Raw genomic sequence first — 17831 nt, 5'->3', positions numbered from 1 at the left:
ATCAAGTGGGGCCTGGACTACATGAACTCCCGCTACGGCAGCCCCGTCGGCGCCTGGAACTTCTGGCAGACCCACCACTGGTACTAAGCCACCAGCGGACAGCAGACGCGCACCACGAAGACGCTCGGCCGGGATTTCCCGGCCGAGCGTCTTTGCGTTCAGGAGACGAACGCGGGCGGGCGCCGCGCCGCCGTGCAGGGCGGCATTCGGCCAGTCGTGACGTGAAGTCTTGACGGCAGCAGGGCAGTTCAGTTGACTCACGCGGTGTCCTGTCCCGTGGTATGGACCTCGGAGGCGCTTTGTGACCAGCGCACGCCTGACACCGGCCCGCCGCCGGCTCAGAACCGCCCTGCTGGGGGTGGCCGGCGTCCTCGCCGGACTCCTCCCGCTCGCACAGGCCGCGGCCACGGCCGCCGTCGGGGAACCACCACCCCCGACGGCGGTCGACCGTTTCGAGGGCGAGATCCCGTTCGCCGGACCGCCCGCCGAAGGCCTCTTCACCTGGGGCGCCGACGCCGACGACCAGCCCCGGCTGGAGCTCCGGGAGCGCGCCGACGCCCCCGAGGGCGCGAAGGTGCTGCACGGGGCGTACGACATCAGCGGGTGGGGCGGCTACACCCACGACTTCGCCTTCGACCGGCCCGCCCACGACTGGAGTGCCCGGGGAGGCATCCGGTTCTGGTAGTACGGGCAGAACACCGCGCCGCTGCCGCCCGGTTCGGGCTCCCGGGTGCACTTCGAGCTCAAGGACGGCGGGGCCGACGGCGAGGCGTCCGAGCTGTGGACGACTTCCTTCACCGACGACTGGCAGGGCTGGCACCTCGTCGAGATCCCGTTCTCCCGGTTCGAGTACCGCACCGACTACCAGCCGGTCGGCGGCATCGACCACGTGCTCGGGCTGACCGAGATGTGGGGCTACGCCTTCACCTTCCCGGTGGGCCGGGCCGGTGAGTTCATGATCGACGGTTTGGAGGTGTACGGGGCCGCCGACCCGGTCGTCCAGACCAGGGTCGTCACCGACACCACCGTTCACCCTGTGAAGGAAGGCGGCTCCGCCGACGTACGCGTGTCCGTGGCCACGACCGGCTCCGGACCGCTCGCCGAGCCGGTGACCGTCGGCTACTCCACCGAAGGCGGCACCGCCACCCCCGGGACCGACTACCGGCCGGTGACCGGCACGCTCACCTTCCCGGCTGGAACCCCCTCCGGCAGCTCGCGCACCGTCACCGTCACCACCACCAAGGACCGCGACGGCGAAACCGCCGAGACCGTACCGGTGAAGCTGACCGTGACCGGGGCCCGGCCGCCCGCCGAGGACCCGCTCGTCGTGATCGACGCGCACGGGCTCCCCTACCTCGACGCGAAACTGCCGGTGAAGAAACGGGTCGCGGACCTGCTCGCCCGTATGACCCCGCAGGAGAAGGCCGGGCAGATGACCCAGGCCGAGCGCAACGCGCTGGCGTCCCGCGGTGACATCGCCGCGTACGGTCTGGGCTCGCTCCTGTCCGGCGGCGGCTCCGTCCCCAGCCCCAACACCCCCGAGGGGTGGGCGAACATGGTGGACGGCTACCAGCTGCGCACCCGGGCGGCCCGCCTCCAGATCCCGCTGATCTACGGCGTGGACGCCGTGCACGGCCACAACAACCTCGTGGGATCCACGATCATGCCGCACAACATCGGCCTGGGCGCCTCCCGCGACCCGCAACTGGCCGAGCGGACCGGCGCGGTGACCGCCGCCGAGGTCCGGGCCACGGGCGTCCCGTGGGACTTCGCGCCGTGCCTGTGCGTGACGCGCGACGAGCGCTGGGGACGCTCGTACGAGGCCTTCGGCGAGGACCCGGCGCTGGTCACGGCGATGGAGACGGTGATCCGCGGTATGCAGGGCGCACCGGACGGCCGGGACCTCGGCCGCCCGGACAAGGTGCTGGCCACGGCCAAGCACTACGCGGGCGACGGCGGCACCGCGTACGGCTCCTCCACCACCGGCTCCTACACGATCGACCAGGGCGTCACCCGGGTCACCCGGCAGGAGCTGGAGGCGGTGCACCTGGCTCCGTTCCGGGAGGCGGTCAGGCGCGGAGTGGGGACGGTCATGCCCTCGTACTCCTCGGTGGACTTCCCGGACGACGACGCCGGCCCGCTCAAGATGCACGCCCATGCGGAACTGATCAACGGGGTGCTGAAGGACCGGATGGGCTTCAAGGGCTTCGTCATCAGCGACTGGCAGGCCATCGACCAGATTCCCGGCGACTATGCGAGCGACGTCCGGACCTCGATCAACGCGGGCCTCGACATGATCATGGTGCCGAGCGCCTACCAGGACTTCCACCGCACGCTGCTCGGCGAGGCCGCCGCGGGCCGGATCCCGCAGGCGCGGATCGACGACGCCGTGGCGCGGATCCTGGAGCAGAAGTTCAAGCTGGGCCTGTTCGAGCATCCGTACGCGGACCGCTCCGGTCTCGGCGCCGTCGGATCGGCCGAACACCGGGCGGTGGCCCGCGAGGCGGCGGCGAAGTCCCAGGTCCTCCTGAAGAACGACGCCGGCCTGCTGCCGCTGAAGCCCTCGCAGAAGGTGTACGTCGCAGGCTCCGACGCGGACGACCTGGGCAACCAGGCGGGCGGCTGGACCGTGAGCTGGCAGGGCTCGTCGGGGCGGAACACGGTGGGCACCACGATCCTGGAGGGCATGCGCAAGGCGGCCGCCTCGCCGCAGTCGGTGACGTACTCCAAGGATGCGACCGCGCCGACGGCCGGCTACGACGTGGGCGTGGTCGTCGTCGGCGAGACCCCGTACGCGGAGGGAGTGGGCGACGTGGGCAACGGGCACGACCTGCAGCTCTCGGATGCGGACAAGGCGGCCGTGGACCGGGTCTGCGCGGCGATGCGGTGTGCGGTGCTCGTGGTCTCCGGGCGCCCGCAGCTGATCGGGGACCGGCTGGACCGGATGACGGCACTGGTCGCGTCCTGGCTGCCGGGAACCGAGGGCGACGGCGTTGCCGACGTGCTGTACGGCAAGCAGCCGTTCACCGGCCGGCTTCCGGTCACCTGGCCGAAGTCGGAGGCGCAACTGCCGATCAACGTCGGCGACTCGGCCTACGATCCGCAGTTCCCGTACGGCTGGGGCCTGACCACGCTCGGCGCACCGCCACAGGGCGGCGAGCAGGCGCTGCGCGCCCTCGCGGTGGTCGCGGCGGCGGTGGAGCGTACGGCCGGGGCCGATTCGGAAGCCGGTCGCGCGGTGGCGGACCGGGCCCGGGCGATCGCCGCGGGGCGGATCGGCGGCCGCTTCACGCAGGCCTCGTCCCAGCCCTTCGCGGAAGCGGACCACCACCTGCTGACCGGCGACCTGACGGGGGCGGTGGCGGGCCTGACGGCGGCCTTCAGGGCCGCGGCCCGGTAGCAGGGAGAAGCCCCCGCGCGCTTGGGCGCGGGGGCTTCGCGCGGTCGTCGCGCGGGCGCTTCGGCCGTGCCTCAGCGGCCGTCCGCACCGGACGGCGTACGGCCGGTCTTCCCGAGATGCCTGATGTTGACGGCCGAGGCCCTGGCCAGCGCCACGGGGTTCAAGAAGCGCAGCGGACCGATCAGGCGCTGCGCGAACAGGTGCATGTGCCGTGCCACCGATTCATCACGCGCCGCCGCCGAGAACACCAGCCGCTCGATCGGATTGAACGGGCGGGCCTTGGCGAAGTCGGCGGCCATGGCCTGGTGGCCGCGCAGCCGGCGCCCGTGTCTGCGTGCGTACGCCGCGAGCGACTTGTCGAGATCTCCCCGACCGGCCGCGGCCGCAGCGACCGCCTCCGCCAGCCATTGCGCGGACTGCAGGGCCCACCCGCAACCCACCCCCCACAGGGGATCACCGGTCAGGGCGGCATCGCCGACGAGGGCGAGGCCCGGCGCGATCGGCTTGCGGCTGTGCAGCGGGTAGTCGATCGTGCCGATGATCTTCGAGATGCGCTCGGCGGAGTCGATGGGCGGCGCCTCGGGCAGGGCGCGGACGAACGCGAGGAAGCTGCCCTCCAGGTCCTCCCGGAAGGCAGGCAGCCGCTTCTTGTCCGGGAGCACCGCGAGGACCGTCACACCGTCGTCGTTCGGAAACGCGTACGCCATGTCGGGCTCGAGGAACCACGTCTGGCCGATCCCGCCGTGCAGCGGAAGGCCGCGGAAGTGCGCGAGGTAGCCTAACCGCTTGTTCTCGTGGCTCTGGGCGGGCACCCCGGCGAACTTCGCCACCGCCGAGTCCTTGCCGTCGGCGCCGACCACCAGGCGGGCCCGTATCTCGCGCTCACCCTGAGGCGTGGACGCACGCACCCCCGCGGTCCGCCCGGCCTCCCGCACCAGCCCGGTCACCTGGTGGCCGAGGAGCAGATCCACTCCGGGGGTCTGCGCCGCGCGGGACCTGATCAAGGGGTCGAGGATGCTGCGCCGGATGTTGTACGCGTACGGCAGCTCGGGGCCCGCCGGCGCGGGCTTCGGCTCGATCCAACCCCAGCGGGTGTACCAGCGGGCCTCGTTGCGGACGGCTCCCGCCTTCTCCAGGGCGGGGACGAGGCCGAGTCCGTCCAGCACCGGGTAGGCGTTGGCCGTGATGGAGTGGGTGCAGAGCACCTTGTACGCCTCGGGGTCCGAGCGGCGTTCCAGCAGTGCGACGCGGACGCCGCGTCGAGCGAGCAGGATCGCCGCGGCGCTGCCGGCGAGGCCGGCTCCGCTGATGACGACGTCGTAGTCGTATCCCGCGCTCTCAGGCTTGGCCATGCGCTGATTGCTCCCTTCGGTGGTGTGGTGCCGTTCGTGGGAGTGCCGCAGAGCCGCAGAGCCGCAGTGCCGCTGCTGTCAGGCACATGACCAATAGTAGGGAGCCGTGATCCCGATGGCTTGGACGCATTTGACCTTGACACGGTGACAAGGTCTTCACTGCCGTCCAGGAGGTGGTTCCGATGACCACGACGGACCAGGACGGGCACACGCCGGGCGCTCTGCGCGGGCTGGAGGACGCACGCGCGTCGGTGCGGCTGCGGGCGGCGCTGTCGATCGGCTCGAACCCGGACGAGCGGTGCGTGGACAAGCTCGTCGAGCGGTGCGCGATCGAGCCCGACTTCTCCGTGCGCGAGACGCTGACGTGGGCGCTCACCCGACACCCGGCATCGAACACGGTCCCGCGGCTGACCGACGAGCTCCGGTCCGGGCGGGCGCAGGCACGGAGCCAGGCACTGCATACGCTGTCCAAGATCGGCGACGGGCGGGCCTGGCCGGCGATCACGTCGGCGCTCCTGTCCGACGCCGACGACGAGGTGGCGCGCTGTGCCTGGCGGGCGGCGGTGGTGCTGGTGCCCGAGGGAGAGGAGTCGGAGCTGGCCGCGGCGTTGGCGACACAGCTCGGGCGGGGCGCACGTGAGACACGGCTGAGCCTGAGCCGGGCGCTGATCGCACTCGGCGATACGGCATTCCCGGCCGTACGCGCTGCGATGACGGATCCCGACCCGAGGGTGAGTCACCATGCGATGGCCACGGAACGCTTGCTGCGCGACCCGGAAGCCGGTTTCGAGGACGCGATCGAGGAGGCCAAGCGCGTCACGGCCCTGCGGGGCCGGCCAGGAGGGGAGTAGACGTTGTTGATCGGTGAGGTGGCCAAGAGGTCCGGAGTCAGCGCCCGCATGCTCAGGCACTACGAGTCGCTGGGCCTCGTGCGGCCGACGGGACGTACGGGCTCGGGGTACCGCGAGTACTCCGACGAGGACATCCGGCGGATCTTCCACGTCGAGAGCCTGCGCTCCCTCGGCCTGTCGCTGCGTGACGTCGCACGCGCCCTGGACGACCCGGGCTTCCGGCCCTCGGAACTGGTGGCCGACCTCATCCGCACCACACAGGAGCGCATCGCCGCCGAGACGGCGCTGCTCACGCGCCTGCGCCGGATCGGCGCCGCGGAACCGGCCGGCTGGGAGGACGTTCTCCAGACCGTCGCGCTCCTGCACGCGCTGGGATCGGAGAGCGCCGGCAAACGCCAGCGGGCCGCCCTGGCTTCGGCCGAAGAGGCGCCGCTCCCGGTGGAAGCCCTCGTCGAGGCGGCGTTGAGCGAGACGGAGCCGAACGTCGCCGGGGCCCTTCGCTGGGCCGTGGCCCAATCGGGCGATGCCGCGCTGGACCTGTTGGCGGGGGGCCTGGACTCACCGCTGGCCGAGGTACGGGAACGGGCCGTCCGGGCCGTCGCCGAGATTCCGGGCGAACGGGCGGTCGCCCTCCTCCGCGCCGCCCTCACGAGCCCCGACGCCGTGGTCCGCGGGCAGGCGGCCTTGGCACTCGGAGCGGCCGACGCGATCCCGACGCTCATCGACATGATCGTCGAGGGCGTGAACGACGTCGACGCTGCCGACGCGCTCGGCGCGCTGGCCGACGGCACCGAGCCGGCCGACCGGATCGCCGCCGCACTCGTCGCCCGCCTCCCCGCCGGCGCCGACGCATCGCCCGTACGCCGGCGCCTGACCCAGGCCTTCGCGGACATCCCGGGAGCCAGGGCCACGCGCGCCCTCACCGACCTGTCACACGACGAAGACGCGGCCGTCGCGCTGACGGCGACGTACGTCCTCACCCTGCGAGCGGTCAACGGCCGCGGATGACGGCGAGGAGTCCGGCGTCGTACACGTACCGCTCGCCGGCGCGGAGCAGCAGCGCCTCGTGCAGCCGTCCGATCTCCGCCCGCGCCAGCTCCGCGTTGCGGAAGCGGATGGTGGTGACCGCCGCCCTGGGCCCGGGGCCGGGGCCGGAGGCGGAGGCGACCGGGCGGAAGCGTTCCCAGACGACGTTCTTCGTCGCCGTCGGAGCCAGTTCGCCCACCACGACGAACTCCTGCGTCAGGCCCCAGCGCGTCGCACTCACCGTGACCCGGCCCAACTCCGCCCAGGTCGCGTTCCATTCATGGCCTTCGCGCAAGAAGTGGAGCCCGTCACCCGCCACCCGTACAAAAGCCGCGTCACCCCGTGCCATGGCCAGCCCTCCCAGGCTGAACACCACGAGCGCGACGATGCCCGCCAACGCGGCGGGGACGGGATGCTCCACGAAGGAGAACACGGCCGCCCCGAGCGGAACGAGCCCGGCCGGCACGGCAGCGAAGGCCACGCGCATGTGCCCCATGGCGTAGCGCACTTCGACCGGCCCCGCCGATCTCCGCGCGACGACCGCCGGCACCGGCGGCGCGGGCGCAGGCGGCGGCACAGGCACAGACGCAGACGCAGGCGGCGGGGCCGGCGGAGCCACGGGCATGCGCGGCCCGGCATCCGCAACCGTCGGCGAAGGTGCCACGGTCACCGCACCACCCGCGCTCAGAGCGGACAGCACCTCCTCCGCGGACGGCCGCCTCTCCGCCCGCTTCTCCAGACACGCGCCCAGCACCGCCCGGAGCCCCTCCGGTACGTGTTCCAGGCTCGGCGTCTCGTGCACGACCCGGTACAGCAGCTGCGCCGCGCTGCCCTCCCCGAACGGCATGCGCCCGGTGACCGCGAAGCACAGCACCGTGCCGAGGGAGAAGATGTCGCTGGCCGTACCGACACTGCCGCCCTGGGCCTGCTCGGGCGACATGAATCCGGCGGTGCCGATCGCCACGCCCGTCCGGGTGAGCACGGTCGCACCGTTCAGCGCCTTGGCGATCCCGAAGTCGATGAGCCGCGGCCCGTTCTCCGTGACCAGCACGTTCGCGGGCTTGAGATCGCGGTGCACCAGCCCCGCCCGGTGCACGGAGTGCAGCGCCTCGGCCATGCCCGCGCCGAGCCGCCACACCGCGTCCTCCGTCAACGGCCCGCTCTCCCGGACCCGTTCGGCGAGGTTGGGCGCCGGGATGTAGTCGCTGGCCACCCAGGGCGTCTCCGCTTCCGGATCCGCGTCGACCACGGTCGCCGTCCAGAACCCCCCGACCGCCTTCGCCGCTTCCACCTCGCGCCGGAACCGCGCTCGGAAGCCGGGGTCCGAGGCGATCTCCGGCCGTACGACCTTCACCGCCACCCGCCGACCGCTGCGCGACTCCCCGAGGTAGACCTGCCCCATGCCGCCGGCGCCGAGCCGCGCCGTGATCCGGTACGGGCCGACAGCCGCCGGGTCGCCGGCCTTCAACTGTTCCACGGTTCCCCCGAGTGCGATCGCCTGAAGGAGAACGTAGAGCCGGCGCGCACCCCGTGTCAGCCCGACCATCGGTCTCCGCCCCGTCCTCGACGGGGCGGACAGGGCCCGGCCGGGGACGGTCAGCTCAAGGGCGGGCGGCGATGGGCCCGGGGCAGTGCCTGTTCGAGCAGGCTCGCCACCTGGAGCAGCAGGTCCTCCCGCCAGGGCGCGGCGACGATCCGGACGCCGACGGGGAGGCCGGTCGCGGGGTCGTGGTGGACGGGGACGGTGATCGCCGGCTGGCCGGTCACGTTGAACAGCGAGGTGAACACCCCCATCGGGTAGCTGTTCCTCAGCGCCGCCGGCGGATCGTCCTCGGTGCCCGCCCGTCACGCGCAGACCGGCGGCGGGAGGCACGCCATCGTGGGCGTGACCAGGAGGTCGAAGGAGGCCACGAAGCCCTCGACGATGCGCCGCGAAAAATGCTGGGCCCTCGTCACCGCTTCCACGTACGACCAGGAGTCGCTCGACCGGGCCGCGGCGCGCAGGGCACGGTTGTAGGGCTCGACACGGTCCGGATCCGCGAGCGGGATCCCTGCGGCGGCGTTCCACACCGTGCGCTGCGGGTCCCACGGGCTGCGCGAGATGCCCAGGGCCTCGCTCTCGGCGAAGGGCAGCGCCCCGAACTCGGACGTGGTGGTCTTGCCGAGCAGTACGAACCCCGCGTCCACGAACCGCCGCACCACGGGGTCCGAGGCCGCGGCCGGCGCCCGGTCGGCACCCGCGGAACCGCAGGTGGTGGGCCAACCCGCAACGTCGAGCAAGTCCTTGACCGGCAGTGGGGCCCCGTGGAGCGGCGGAAGGTCATCGGGCGAGGCGGCCCGTACCACCGCGTCGGCGGCATCGGCCGATGCCTTGCGGACCTCGTCGTCGGCCCGGTGGCAGAAGGCGTTCAGAAGGAGGTCGAGCCCGTCCATCCGGCGCAGGTGGCAGTCGCCCACCTCGACGGGGCTCACCTCCTTGCGGCGGATGGCGGCGGCGAGTTCGACGGCCGGAGTGAAGGGGTCGATCGGTGCGGGCATCCCGGGCGGTCCTTTCGGGTCCGGGGCGCTGGCCTGGGCCGTCGGTCTTGCCGTGGCCGCGGGCCCGGGTATGGGACGAATGTCGCGAAGTCCGGGCGTGCCGTGGCCGTATGGGGTCCGATGAGCCGGCACCTGACGCCGCCGCGGTGTGGGACGTCGCCGCCCCGTCGCGCCCCGGCCTGCTGCCGGGGGTCGGGATGGCCGGATTCCGTGCCCGTACCCCGGACCCGGCCGATCTGAGCGTGGTCCCGTACCCCGCCGTCACGGTGGCGGTCGATCTCGGCGACGGTCCGCTCGCGGTCGAGGACGGCGACGGCGTGCGGCACGAGGGGAGCGTCGTCCTCGGGCTCGCGCCCGACGGCGTTCGCGGCCGCGGACGCCGAATCGAGTGCCTGCAGCTGCGGTTGTCGCCGTTGGTGGCGCACGCCGTGCTGGGCGGCTGCGCCGAGTGGGGCCGCGCGGTCGTCCCGCTGCGCGAACTGTGGGGCCGCGAGGCCGGGCGTACCGAGGAGCGGTTGCGCCTCGCCCGGTCGTGGGAAGGGCGGTTCGCCATCGCCGATTCCGTGCCGGCCCGACGGTACGAGGCGGGGCGACGGTACGAGGCGGGGCGACGGGTCGACCCGGAGGTCGCGTTCGTCCGGGAGCAGCTCGTGACGCACCGGGGACGGGTCGGGGTCGAGCGGCTGGCGGCCGAGGCCGGATGGAGCCGCAAACGGCTGTGCTCCCGGTTCCGCTCCCAGGTCGGCCTCGGCCCGAAGCGCGCCGCACAGCTCGTACGTTTCGACGAGGCGGTCCACCGTCTCGCAGTGGGGTGCACTGCCGCCCAGGTGGCTGCGGAGGCCGGCTACGCCGATCAGTCCGCACCTCCACCGGGACGTGCGGACCTTCGCCGGGGTGACGCCCGCGGCCGTCGCCGGGGCACCCGGAGGGGCCCGAGCGGCGACCGCCGGTCCCGCGGGTCAGACGGGGGTGCCGCGGCTGCGGCCCGGGCGGACCCGCGGCAGGTCGTCGTGCTCGCCGTCGACGGCGGCCGGCTCGACGGCGGCTGCGTCGGCCACGGCGACAGCGCCGCCGCCGGCCGCCACGCGGCGCCGGACCTGGTCCTCCTGGGCAAGGCGCCGCAGCAGCTCGAAGACCGGGGCGCAGATCGCGAGGACGATGACCGCCCGCTCGGCGAGGGCCACCGGGTCGTCGAGGCCCGCCGCGCGCTCCAGGTCCAGCCGGGCCACCGATTCGGCCAGCCTCGCGTAGGCGGCGAGCTCGCCCGGGGCGTACCGGGCGTCCAGCCGGCGCAGCTCCTTCAGCGCCGACGTCAGCCCCTTGACGTGCGGGGAAGTGCCGGGCGCCTGCCACTCCAGGGCCGCGAGCAGCTCCGTCACCTCGGCCCCGGCGCTCGCTTCGGCCTCGGCCTCCTCCTCGGGGCCCGCGGCGGGCTGGGCCGCCACCGGCACCGGAAGGGCGTAGCTGATCGCTCCGAGGGCGCCCTCGGAGCTGTGCGCCTGGTCCACGGCCCCGAGCACGTCCCGGGTGGCGGCGATGGACAGGCCGCCGAGCGTGGTCAGCGCCTTGATCAGCCGCAGCCGCTCGGCGTGCTCCTCCCCGTACTCGGCCAGGGTCGCGGCGGTCGCCCGCCCCGCGGGCAACAGGCCCTGCCGCCGGAAGTACTTGATGCTGGCGACCGGCACGCCGGTGCGCCGGCTGAGCTCCGAGATCTTCATACGGCTTCCCTGCTGGTCGTGTGGTCCGGCATCCGTTGTCGGCGATTGGACACCACAACAAGATACTGCCACTATCCAGTAGCTGGATACCTGAAGTATCCAGCTCGGATACGAACGCAGCCGCGCCGGAGAATCGATGCCTCATCCCACGCCCCCCTCCGTGCTCCGCCGACCCCGGTTGTGGGTCGGGACGGGACTCATCGCCGCAGTCGTCTCGATGGTGTTCGCCTTGCTCTACGTCGGCGGCAACGTCAACCCCAAGGGCAACCTGCGCGACCTGCCCGTGGCCCTGGTCAACACCGACAGCGGCGCCGACGCGGGCGGCCGCCACGTCAACCTGGGCGAGCAGATCGTCGCGGGCATCCAGAAGGCCGCCAAGGGCGACAAGAGCATCGACTGGCAGCTCGTCAGCCGCGAGGAGGCCGACAGGCGGCTCGGCAAGGGCAAGGTCTTCGGTGCCCTCGTCATACCCAGGGAATTCACCTCCACGGTGAACGCGCTCGGCGCCCCGCAGCCCGCGGCCCAGGGCAAGGCGGCCCCGCCGACCCTGACCGTGCTGACCAACCAGGCCGCCGGCAGCATCGGCTCCTCGATGTCCTCCCAGGCCGCCCAGAAGGCCGCCCACGCGGCGTCCGCCCAGCTCGGCCAGGAACTCCTCAAGCAGGCCGCGGCCCAGAAGGCCCCGCTCCCGACGGCCGCCCAGCTCAAGCTGGCCGACCCGGTGACCGTCACCGTCGCCGACGGCCACCCCGTCGGCTCCCGCAGCGCGATGGGCCTGAGCGCCTTCTACTACGCGCTGGTCCTCGTCGTCTGCGGCATGCTCGGCGCCAACCTGGTCAACTCCCAGGTCGACACGGCCCTCGGCTACCTGCACACCGACTACGGCCCGGTCCGCAAGCGCGAGCCCGTCCAGCACACCAGCCGCGTGCGTACGCTGGCCGCGGGCATGGCGCTCATGCTCGGAATGTCGCTCGTGATGGGCACACTGGTCGAGGTCGCCACCGTCAAGATCCTCGACATGGACGCCTCCCACCTCGGCCTGCTGTGGCTCTACTCGGTCGCCACCATCGCGGTGGTCGGCATGGGCAGCCTGGCCCTGTTCGCCGCTTTCGGCACCCCCGGCATGCTGCTGGCCACCATCGTCTTCGTCGCGATGGCCGTCCCCTCCTCCGGCGCGACCGTGCCGCTCCAGGCGCTGCCCGGCTTCTTCCGGGCCCTCGCCGAGTTCGAGCCGCTGCGCCAGATCACCGAGGGCATGCGCGCCATCCTGTACTACGGCGCCCAGGCCGACGCGGGTCTGAGCCGGGCGTGGGCCTCGATGGGCATCGCCCTCGTCGCCGCGCTGGTCTTCGGCTTCGCCGTCACCCGCCTCTACGACCGTCGCGGGCTGCACCGCATCCCCCGGCCCGACGCCGGGTCCGAGGCCCCGGCCGAAGCCCCCGAGACCCCCGAGACCCCCGAGACCCCCGAGGCCACCGGGCCCGCGGCGAACGCCACGGCCTGAGATGCCTCCGTGGGAGCCGGGTGTACGGCCCGGACCCCGCACCGCCCCGCGCACGTCCCGTACGACTCGGCCCTGTCTCCGAAGGCCTGCCCCCCCGCACCCACCAGGGTTCAGGGGTTCAGAGCCGGACGACGATCAGGGCCGTGTCGTCGGTGGCGCCGCCGACGGAGAGCAGGTCGACCAGCAGAGCGTCCGCGATCCTCTCGGGATCGGCGTCACGGTGGCGCACGAGGGCTTCGGCCAGCCGCTCGAGGCTGACGTCGATGTCCTCGCGTCGGCGCTCCACCAGACCGTCCGTGTACAGCACCAGCGTGTCGCCGTTCGAGAACGCCGTCGTGGCCTGCGGCCTCGGCAGGTGCTCCGGCCGGGCCCCCAAGGGCGGATCGGTTGCTTGGTCGAGGAAGTCCACCGTGCCGTCGAGACGTACGAGCGCGGGCGGCAGATGGCCGGCGCTGCTGTAGGTGATCGTACGGCTGTCCCAGTCGATGCACGTCTCGACGACCGTGGTGTTCTCGGCGCCTTCGACGGAGCGCGCATAGAGACCGAGCACCTCCAGGGCCTCGGCCGGTCCCTCGGCGACACGCGAGGTCGCGCTCAGAGCGCTGCGCAGCTGGCCCATGACACCCGCGGCGGCGAGCCCGTGGCCCACCACGTCACCGACGGCCACGGCGATGCGGTCGCCGGGCAGGTCGACGAGGTCGTACCAGTCGCCGCACACGTTCAGGGAACCGGCGGCGGGGCGGTAGCGCACCGCGATCCTGGTGTCCCCGGTCGGTCGGGTGACGGGGAGCATCGCGTTCTGCAGGGCGAGCGCGACCTCGCGCTCACGGGCATGGGCCTCGCGCAGGCGCTCGTTGAGTTCCTGGAGTTCGCGGGCGCGTGTGTAGAGCTCCGCCTCCAAGACCTGGGCCTGGCCGCTCGCCCGCCGGCCGCGGGCCCGGATCAGTTCGGTGACCTCCTCCACCCGGTGCACCAGGAGCACGACCCGTCCTTCGGAGTCGAAGACCGGCGCGTTCACCGGGCTCCAGTACCGTTCCTCCCACTCGCCGGGTCGCTCCGCGGACTCCACGTCGTAGCGCTGCAGGGCCATGGCGTCCCGCTCGCCGGTCTCCACGACCCGCTGCAGCGACGCCGCCAGGTTGCGCATCCCGTTCGCGGAGGGATCGTTCGGATTGTCGGGGAAGACGTCGAACAGGTACCGGCCGATCATCTGGTCCCGCGTGCGGCCCGAGGAGTGGAGGAACTCCTCGTTCGCGTCCACGTACACCAGGTCCGTGGTCAGGAGGGCCACCATTCCGGGCAGCAGCCGGAACACCGTCGCGTAATCGATCACCACATCCGGCATGTATCGCCCGCCTCCGTGCCCAGTATGTCGTAGAACCTCACCATATAAACTCGCGTCGGTCACAGCGGGAATCTCGCCACGACAGCGATGACAGGCAACGGATGCCTTCCGCCCGGGCGGGGCGCGCCACCGGCCCGCCGTGCCGTCGGCATGCCGCGCCGTCCGGGATGCCGGGCGCGATTACCGTCGGCGGCATGGACGGTGATCGCAGACGATGGCGCCAGTGCCTGCTCGGCGGGGCGGTGTTCGCCGTGTGCATGGCCGGCACCACGCTGCCCACCCCCCTCTACGGCCTCTACCAGGGGAAGTTCGGATTCTCCGAGCTGCAGGTGACGGTCGTGTACGCCGTGTACGCGTTCGGCGTCATGGGGGTCCTGCTCCTGGCGGGCAACGCCTCGGACGTCGTGGGCAGGCGGCCCGTGCTGCTGGCGGGCCTCGGACTCGCGGCGGCGAGCGCCGGCTGCTTCCTGTGCGCCACCGGGCTGGGCTGGCTGTACGCGGGCCGGCTGCTGTCGGGCCTGTCCGCGGGCCTGTTCACCGGGGCCGCGACCGCGTACGTCATGGAGCTCGCGCCGCGGGACGGCTCCTCCCGCGCCACGTTCGTGGCGACGGCCGCCAACATGGGCGGGCTGGGCTGCGGCCCCCTGCTCGCCGGTGTGCTCTCCCAGTACGCGCCCTGGCCGCTGTACCTGCCGTTCGTGGTGCACCTCGCCCTCGTGGCCTGCTCGGCCGCAGTCCTGCTGCGACTGCCCGAGACGGTACGGGAGCGGCGGCCGCTCGCGGCGGTACGGCCGCAGCGGCCCGCCCTGCCCGCGTCCGTGCGGCGGGTGTTCGTGCCCGCGGCAACCGCTTCCTTCGTGGGGTTCGCGCTGTTCGGAGTGTTCACGTCGGTCAGCCCGGCGTTCCTCGTCGAGTCCCTGGGCGTGCACAACCGGGCCGTGATCGGGCTGGTCGTCGCCTTGGCCTTCTTCGCTTCGACAGCCGGACAACTGGCCGTGGGCCGCATCGGGGTCGGCCGGTCCCTGCCGCTGGGCTGCGCGGCACTCCTCGCCGGGCTGCTGCTGCTCGCGGGGGCCCTGTACCGGGACTTGCTGCCGCTGGTGGTCCTCAGCGCCCTCGTCGGCGGCGCCGGCCAGGGCCTGGCCTTCCGCGGGGCGCTCTCCGCGGTGGCGGGGGCCTCTCCCGCCGACCGGCGCGCGGCGGTCATCTCGCTGCTGTTCGTGGTGGCGTACGCGGGGATCTCGGTCCCGGTGATCGGAGTGGGCCTGCTGACGGGCCCTCTCGGCCTGGAGGGATCCGGACTGGTGTTCCTCGCGTGCATGACCGCCCTGGTGTCGATCGCGGCCGTATACCTGCTCCGCCACCCGGTGCGCCAGGACTAGCGACTGTCCGGTGGACCACGGCCGAGCCCGCGGGTCCCCGATCGGGCGATGTGTCGGGCCGGAGCGACTCGAATCCGGCCGTGCGGCGTTACACGCCCTGGAGCTTGATCAAAGCCGCGGCATCCGCCGGGGCGTGACACGGCCCGCGGCCGTGTGCCGGTCGCAGGCGAGGGAGCATGATGTCAGACCTCATTCGGACGTCCACCGGTCGCGAGAGGCTTGCCGCGCGCTGCCGCGACGTGTGCGAGGCGCGCGCGTTCGGGTTGGGCGTCATGTCGGTGATCCTCCTGAACGCCGTGCTGCTGGGCGTCGAGACGTACAGCGGACTCTCCGTGGAGTACGGCGTCCTCCTCCACTCCGCCGAACGATTCTGCGTCGCGGCGTTCACCCTGGAGATGCTGATCCGCCTCGGTGCGCACGCCGACCGGCCGAAAGCTTTTTTCCGCGATCCGTGGAACGTGTTCGACCTGCTGGTGGTCTCCTCGGCCTTCGTCCCGTTCCTGCGCGAGAACACCACGCTGCTGCGGCTGCTGCGGCTGGCCCGGGTGCTGCGCACCGCGCAGTTCATGCCGCAGCTGCGGGTCCTGCTGGTCGCCGTCGGCCGCAGCCTGCCCGGAACCGTCAGCTTCCTGTTCGTGGGCGCCCTGATCCTCTACGTCTACGCGATGATCGGCTGGATCTGCTTCGCCGGCCACGACCCGGTGCACTACGGCTCTCTGGGCCGGGCCGGGCTGACGCTGTTCCTGCTGATGACGCTGGAGGGGCTGGGCGATGCAGTCCACGCCGGACTGGCGGTCTCCCCGTTCAGCATCGTCTACTACGCCTCCTACGTGCTCCTCGCCTCCTTCGTCCTGGTCAACGTGCTGATCGGTGTCGTCCTCAACGCCCTGGAGGAGGCACGCGAGATGGAGGAGGAGGCGAAGCGGGCCGAGCAGGCTGCCACCCGGCGGCCCGCGGTACACCCGGGCACGGTGCGGACGGCGTCGGAAGGGGCGGACGAGCTGCGCCTGCGGATCGCGGCGGTTCGCAGCGCCCTCGACGACATGGAGGCGCAGCTCGACCCCTCGCGCGCGCCGTCGCCGGTCACGACCGGATCCCCCTCGCTGGCGGGGGCCGCGGCGGGCGGGTAGGCGATGCCCGACCCGCCCTGTACGACGGACACCCGGCGACGGGCCGCCCGCGAGCGGCCGGTCGTGGGGCGTCAGAGGGCGACGACCCGCAGGCGGGAGACGTCCGGGTCGAGAGCCCCGCGCACGTGGCCGCCGGGAGCGGTCGCGGTACGGCGGAGGAACTCGACGGCCTCGGAGGTGATGACCTCCCCGGGCAGTACGTTGGGGATACCGGGCGGGTACGCGGCCAGGGTGTCGGCGGACACCATGCCGACGGCCTCCTCGGCCCGCACCACCCGCGCCGGGCCGAGGAAGGCCTCGCGGGCGGTGAGCCGTGCGGGCCCCGGGCGCGGCAGCCGCAGCCGCGCCCGCTCGGGGGCGGGGGAGCCGGAGCCCGAGGCGCAGTCGTCGAGCGGGGCGGGCAGGCAGTGCAGGGCCTCGAGGAACCGATCGGCGTCCGGTGCGGACCCTGCGCCCACCACGGCGACGATCGCGGCGTCCGTGGCGACTTCGACCATGACCTGGTGGTCCCGGAAGAGCAGCCGCCGCGCCTCGTGCCCGGTGATCCCGCCGGCGCGGGTGTCGAGGGCGATGCGCAGCGGGTCGGCGGCCGTGATGTCGGGAAACCGGTGGAAGCCGTCGCTGACCACCCCGAAGCGGCCCAGCGCGCGTACCACCCCCCGTATCTTGTCCGCGGCCTCCACCGAGCCGGTGATCCGGTCGGCGCCCGTGACCAGGGCCCGCCGGGTGAGGTCCAGGGAGGCGGTCAGCAGGGCGCTCGCACTGGTCGACTGCACCAGCCGGAAGGCCCGGTCCACGAGGGGTTCGAGCCGGTCCGCGAAGGGACCCTCGGCGAGGTGCAGCATGGCCGACTGGGTCAGGCTGCCGCCGAGCTTGTGGGTACTGGAGGTCACGAGGTCCGCGCCGAGGGCCAGCGCCCCGTCGGGCAGCGCGGGGTGGAAGCCGAAGTGCGATCCCCACGCCTCGTCGACGATCAGGGGTACTCCGGCGGCGTGTGCGGCGTCCGCGAGGGCCCGTACGTCGGCCACGGCCCCGAAGTAGCTCGGCGAGACCACGTGGACGGCCGCGGCGTCGGGGGTCCGCTCCAGGGCCGTCCGGACCTCCCCGGCGGTCACCCCGTGGGCGATGCCCTGGCCGGGGTCGACGGAGGGCTGGACGAAGACGGCGCGCAGGCCGGAGAGCACCAGCCCGTCGACGACGCTCGAATGCACGCTGCGCTGCACGACGAGCGTGCGGCCCAGGGCGGGGGCGACCATCGAGGCGATCTGGTTGCCCTGTGAGGCGCCGTTGGTCAGGAACCAGGTGCGCCGGGCGCCCCAGGCGCGGGCGGCGAGCTCCAGCGCCTCGTCCAGCGGGGTGTGTGCGCCGAGGTCGAGACCGTCGAGCAGCGGCGGGAAGTCCAGGGCCGGCACCCGCGCTCCGAAGGCCGCGCAGAGGTCCGAGTCCGGGGCGGCCGCGTGCCCCGGGACGTTCAGCCGCAGCCAGTCCCGCCCCGCGTGGGCGAGGAGGGCGTCGGCGTACGGGGCGCGGAGCTGGTCCGGGGGCGGCGCATGGCCTGGGGGAGGGGTGGTTCGCGTGTTCACAC

The 17831-nt window shown here is 73.1% G+C and carries 11 protein-coding genes and 4 pseudogenes; 8 read left to right on the top strand and 7 right to left on the bottom strand.

What is annotated here, in order from left to right:
* Together ACFXGI_RS17220 and ACFXGI_RS17215 are read left to right on the top strand one after the other, a co-directional pair.
* A pseudogene (locus tag ACFXGI_RS17220) lies at nucleotides 1-87 on the top strand (lytic transglycosylase domain-containing protein); the annotation flags it as partial.
* Nucleotides 88-316: 229 nt separating this feature from the next.
* Nucleotides 317-3400, top strand: a pseudogene (locus ACFXGI_RS17215) (glycoside hydrolase family 3 N-terminal domain-containing protein).
* 71 nt (nucleotides 3401-3471) lie between these two features.
* On the opposite strand, the gene ACFXGI_RS17210 reads toward ACFXGI_RS17215, so the two are convergent.
* Nucleotides 3472-4752, bottom strand: coding sequence for an NAD(P)/FAD-dependent oxidoreductase (locus tag ACFXGI_RS17210; RefSeq protein WP_384706809.1), 1281 nt, complete (start codon nucleotides 4750-4752; stop codon nucleotides 3472-3474).
* A gap of 182 nt (nucleotides 4753-4934) precedes the next feature.
* On the opposite strand from ACFXGI_RS17210, the gene ACFXGI_RS17205 reads away from it, so the two are divergent.
* Both ACFXGI_RS17205 and ACFXGI_RS17200 read left to right on the top strand, forming a co-directional pair.
* The gene (locus ACFXGI_RS17205; RefSeq protein WP_384706807.1) at nucleotides 4935-5603 is read left to right on the top strand and encodes a HEAT repeat domain-containing protein; all 669 of its coding nucleotides are present in this window, start codon (nucleotides 4935-4937) and stop codon (nucleotides 5601-5603) included.
* Nucleotides 5604-5606: 3 nt separating this feature from the next.
* Nucleotides 5607-6611, top strand: coding sequence for a MerR family transcriptional regulator (locus ACFXGI_RS17200; protein WP_384706805.1), 1005 nt, complete (start codon nucleotides 5607-5609; stop codon nucleotides 6609-6611).
* On the opposite strand, the gene ACFXGI_RS17195 is transcribed toward ACFXGI_RS17200, so the two are convergent.
* The 3 genes and pseudogenes from ACFXGI_RS17195 to ACFXGI_RS17185 form a co-directional block, all read right to left on the bottom strand.
* Nucleotides 6595-8106 carry a serine/threonine-protein kinase gene (locus tag ACFXGI_RS17195; protein ID WP_384706803.1) on the bottom strand — a complete coding sequence of 504 codons (1512 nt, stop codon included), beginning with the start codon at nucleotides 8104-8106 and terminating at the stop codon, nucleotides 6595-6597. The two genes, ACFXGI_RS17200 and ACFXGI_RS17195, sit on opposite strands and share 17 nt — an antisense overlap.
* Nucleotides 8107-8225: 119 nt before the next feature.
* Nucleotides 8226-8444 (bottom strand): annotated as a pseudogene (locus ACFXGI_RS17190) (amidase family protein); the annotation flags it as partial.
* 30 nt (nucleotides 8445-8474) lie between these two features.
* On the bottom strand, nucleotides 8475-9167 hold the full coding sequence (locus ACFXGI_RS17185) for an amidase family protein (protein ID WP_384706801.1): 693 nt from the start codon (nucleotides 9165-9167) through the stop codon (nucleotides 8475-8477).
* A 110-nt stretch (nucleotides 9168-9277) separates the two neighbouring features.
* Here ACFXGI_RS17185 and ACFXGI_RS17180 point away from each other — a divergent pair.
* A pseudogene (locus tag ACFXGI_RS17180) lies at nucleotides 9278-9967 on the top strand (AraC family transcriptional regulator); the annotation flags it as partial.
* Between the two features lie 159 nt (nucleotides 9968-10126).
* Here ACFXGI_RS17180 and ACFXGI_RS17175 read toward each other — a convergent pair.
* A complete protein-coding gene (locus ACFXGI_RS17175; RefSeq protein WP_384706799.1) occupies nucleotides 10127-10885 on the bottom strand; it encodes a MerR family transcriptional regulator in 759 nt (252 codons plus the stop codon).
* Between the two features lie 136 nt (nucleotides 10886-11021).
* Between ACFXGI_RS17175 and ACFXGI_RS17170 the strand changes: the two genes are divergently transcribed.
* Nucleotides 11022-12389 (top strand): YhgE/Pip domain-containing protein, encoded by a 1368-nt coding sequence (locus ACFXGI_RS17170; protein ID WP_384706797.1) that lies wholly within the window; start codon nucleotides 11022-11024, stop codon nucleotides 12387-12389.
* 118 nt (nucleotides 12390-12507) lie between these two features.
* On the opposite strand, the gene ACFXGI_RS17165 is transcribed toward ACFXGI_RS17170, so the two are convergent.
* The gene (locus ACFXGI_RS17165; RefSeq protein WP_384706795.1) at nucleotides 12508-13734 is read right to left on the bottom strand and encodes a PP2C family protein-serine/threonine phosphatase; all 1227 of its coding nucleotides are present in this window, start codon (nucleotides 13732-13734) and stop codon (nucleotides 12508-12510) included.
* 194 nt (nucleotides 13735-13928) lie between these two features.
* Here ACFXGI_RS17165 and ACFXGI_RS17160 point away from each other — a divergent pair, with 194 nt between their 5' ends.
* Both ACFXGI_RS17160 and ACFXGI_RS17155 read left to right on the top strand, forming a co-directional pair.
* Nucleotides 13929-15116 carry an MFS transporter gene (locus ACFXGI_RS17160; RefSeq protein WP_384706793.1) on the top strand — a complete coding sequence of 396 codons (1188 nt, stop codon included), beginning with the start codon at nucleotides 13929-13931 and terminating at the stop codon, nucleotides 15114-15116.
* A gap of 179 nt (nucleotides 15117-15295) precedes the next feature.
* Nucleotides 15296-16246, top strand: a complete 951-nt coding sequence (locus tag ACFXGI_RS17155) for an ion transporter (protein WP_384706791.1) — start codon at nucleotides 15296-15298, stop codon at nucleotides 16244-16246.
* A gap of 71 nt (nucleotides 16247-16317) precedes the next feature.
* On the opposite strand, the gene ACFXGI_RS17150 is transcribed toward ACFXGI_RS17155, so the two are convergent.
* Nucleotides 16318-17829, bottom strand: a complete 1512-nt coding sequence (locus tag ACFXGI_RS17150; RefSeq protein ID WP_384706789.1) for an aminotransferase class I/II-fold pyridoxal phosphate-dependent enzyme — start codon at nucleotides 17827-17829, stop codon at nucleotides 16318-16320.
* Nucleotides 17830-17831: the final 2 nt, after the last annotated feature.

It is taken from the genome of Streptomyces sp. NPDC059355, assembly GCF_042752335.1.
In the GTDB taxonomy this organism is placed as follows: Bacteria; Actinomycetota; Actinomycetes; order Streptomycetales; family Streptomycetaceae; genus Streptomyces.
This window is presented reverse-complemented; position numbering and strand designations above follow the sequence as displayed.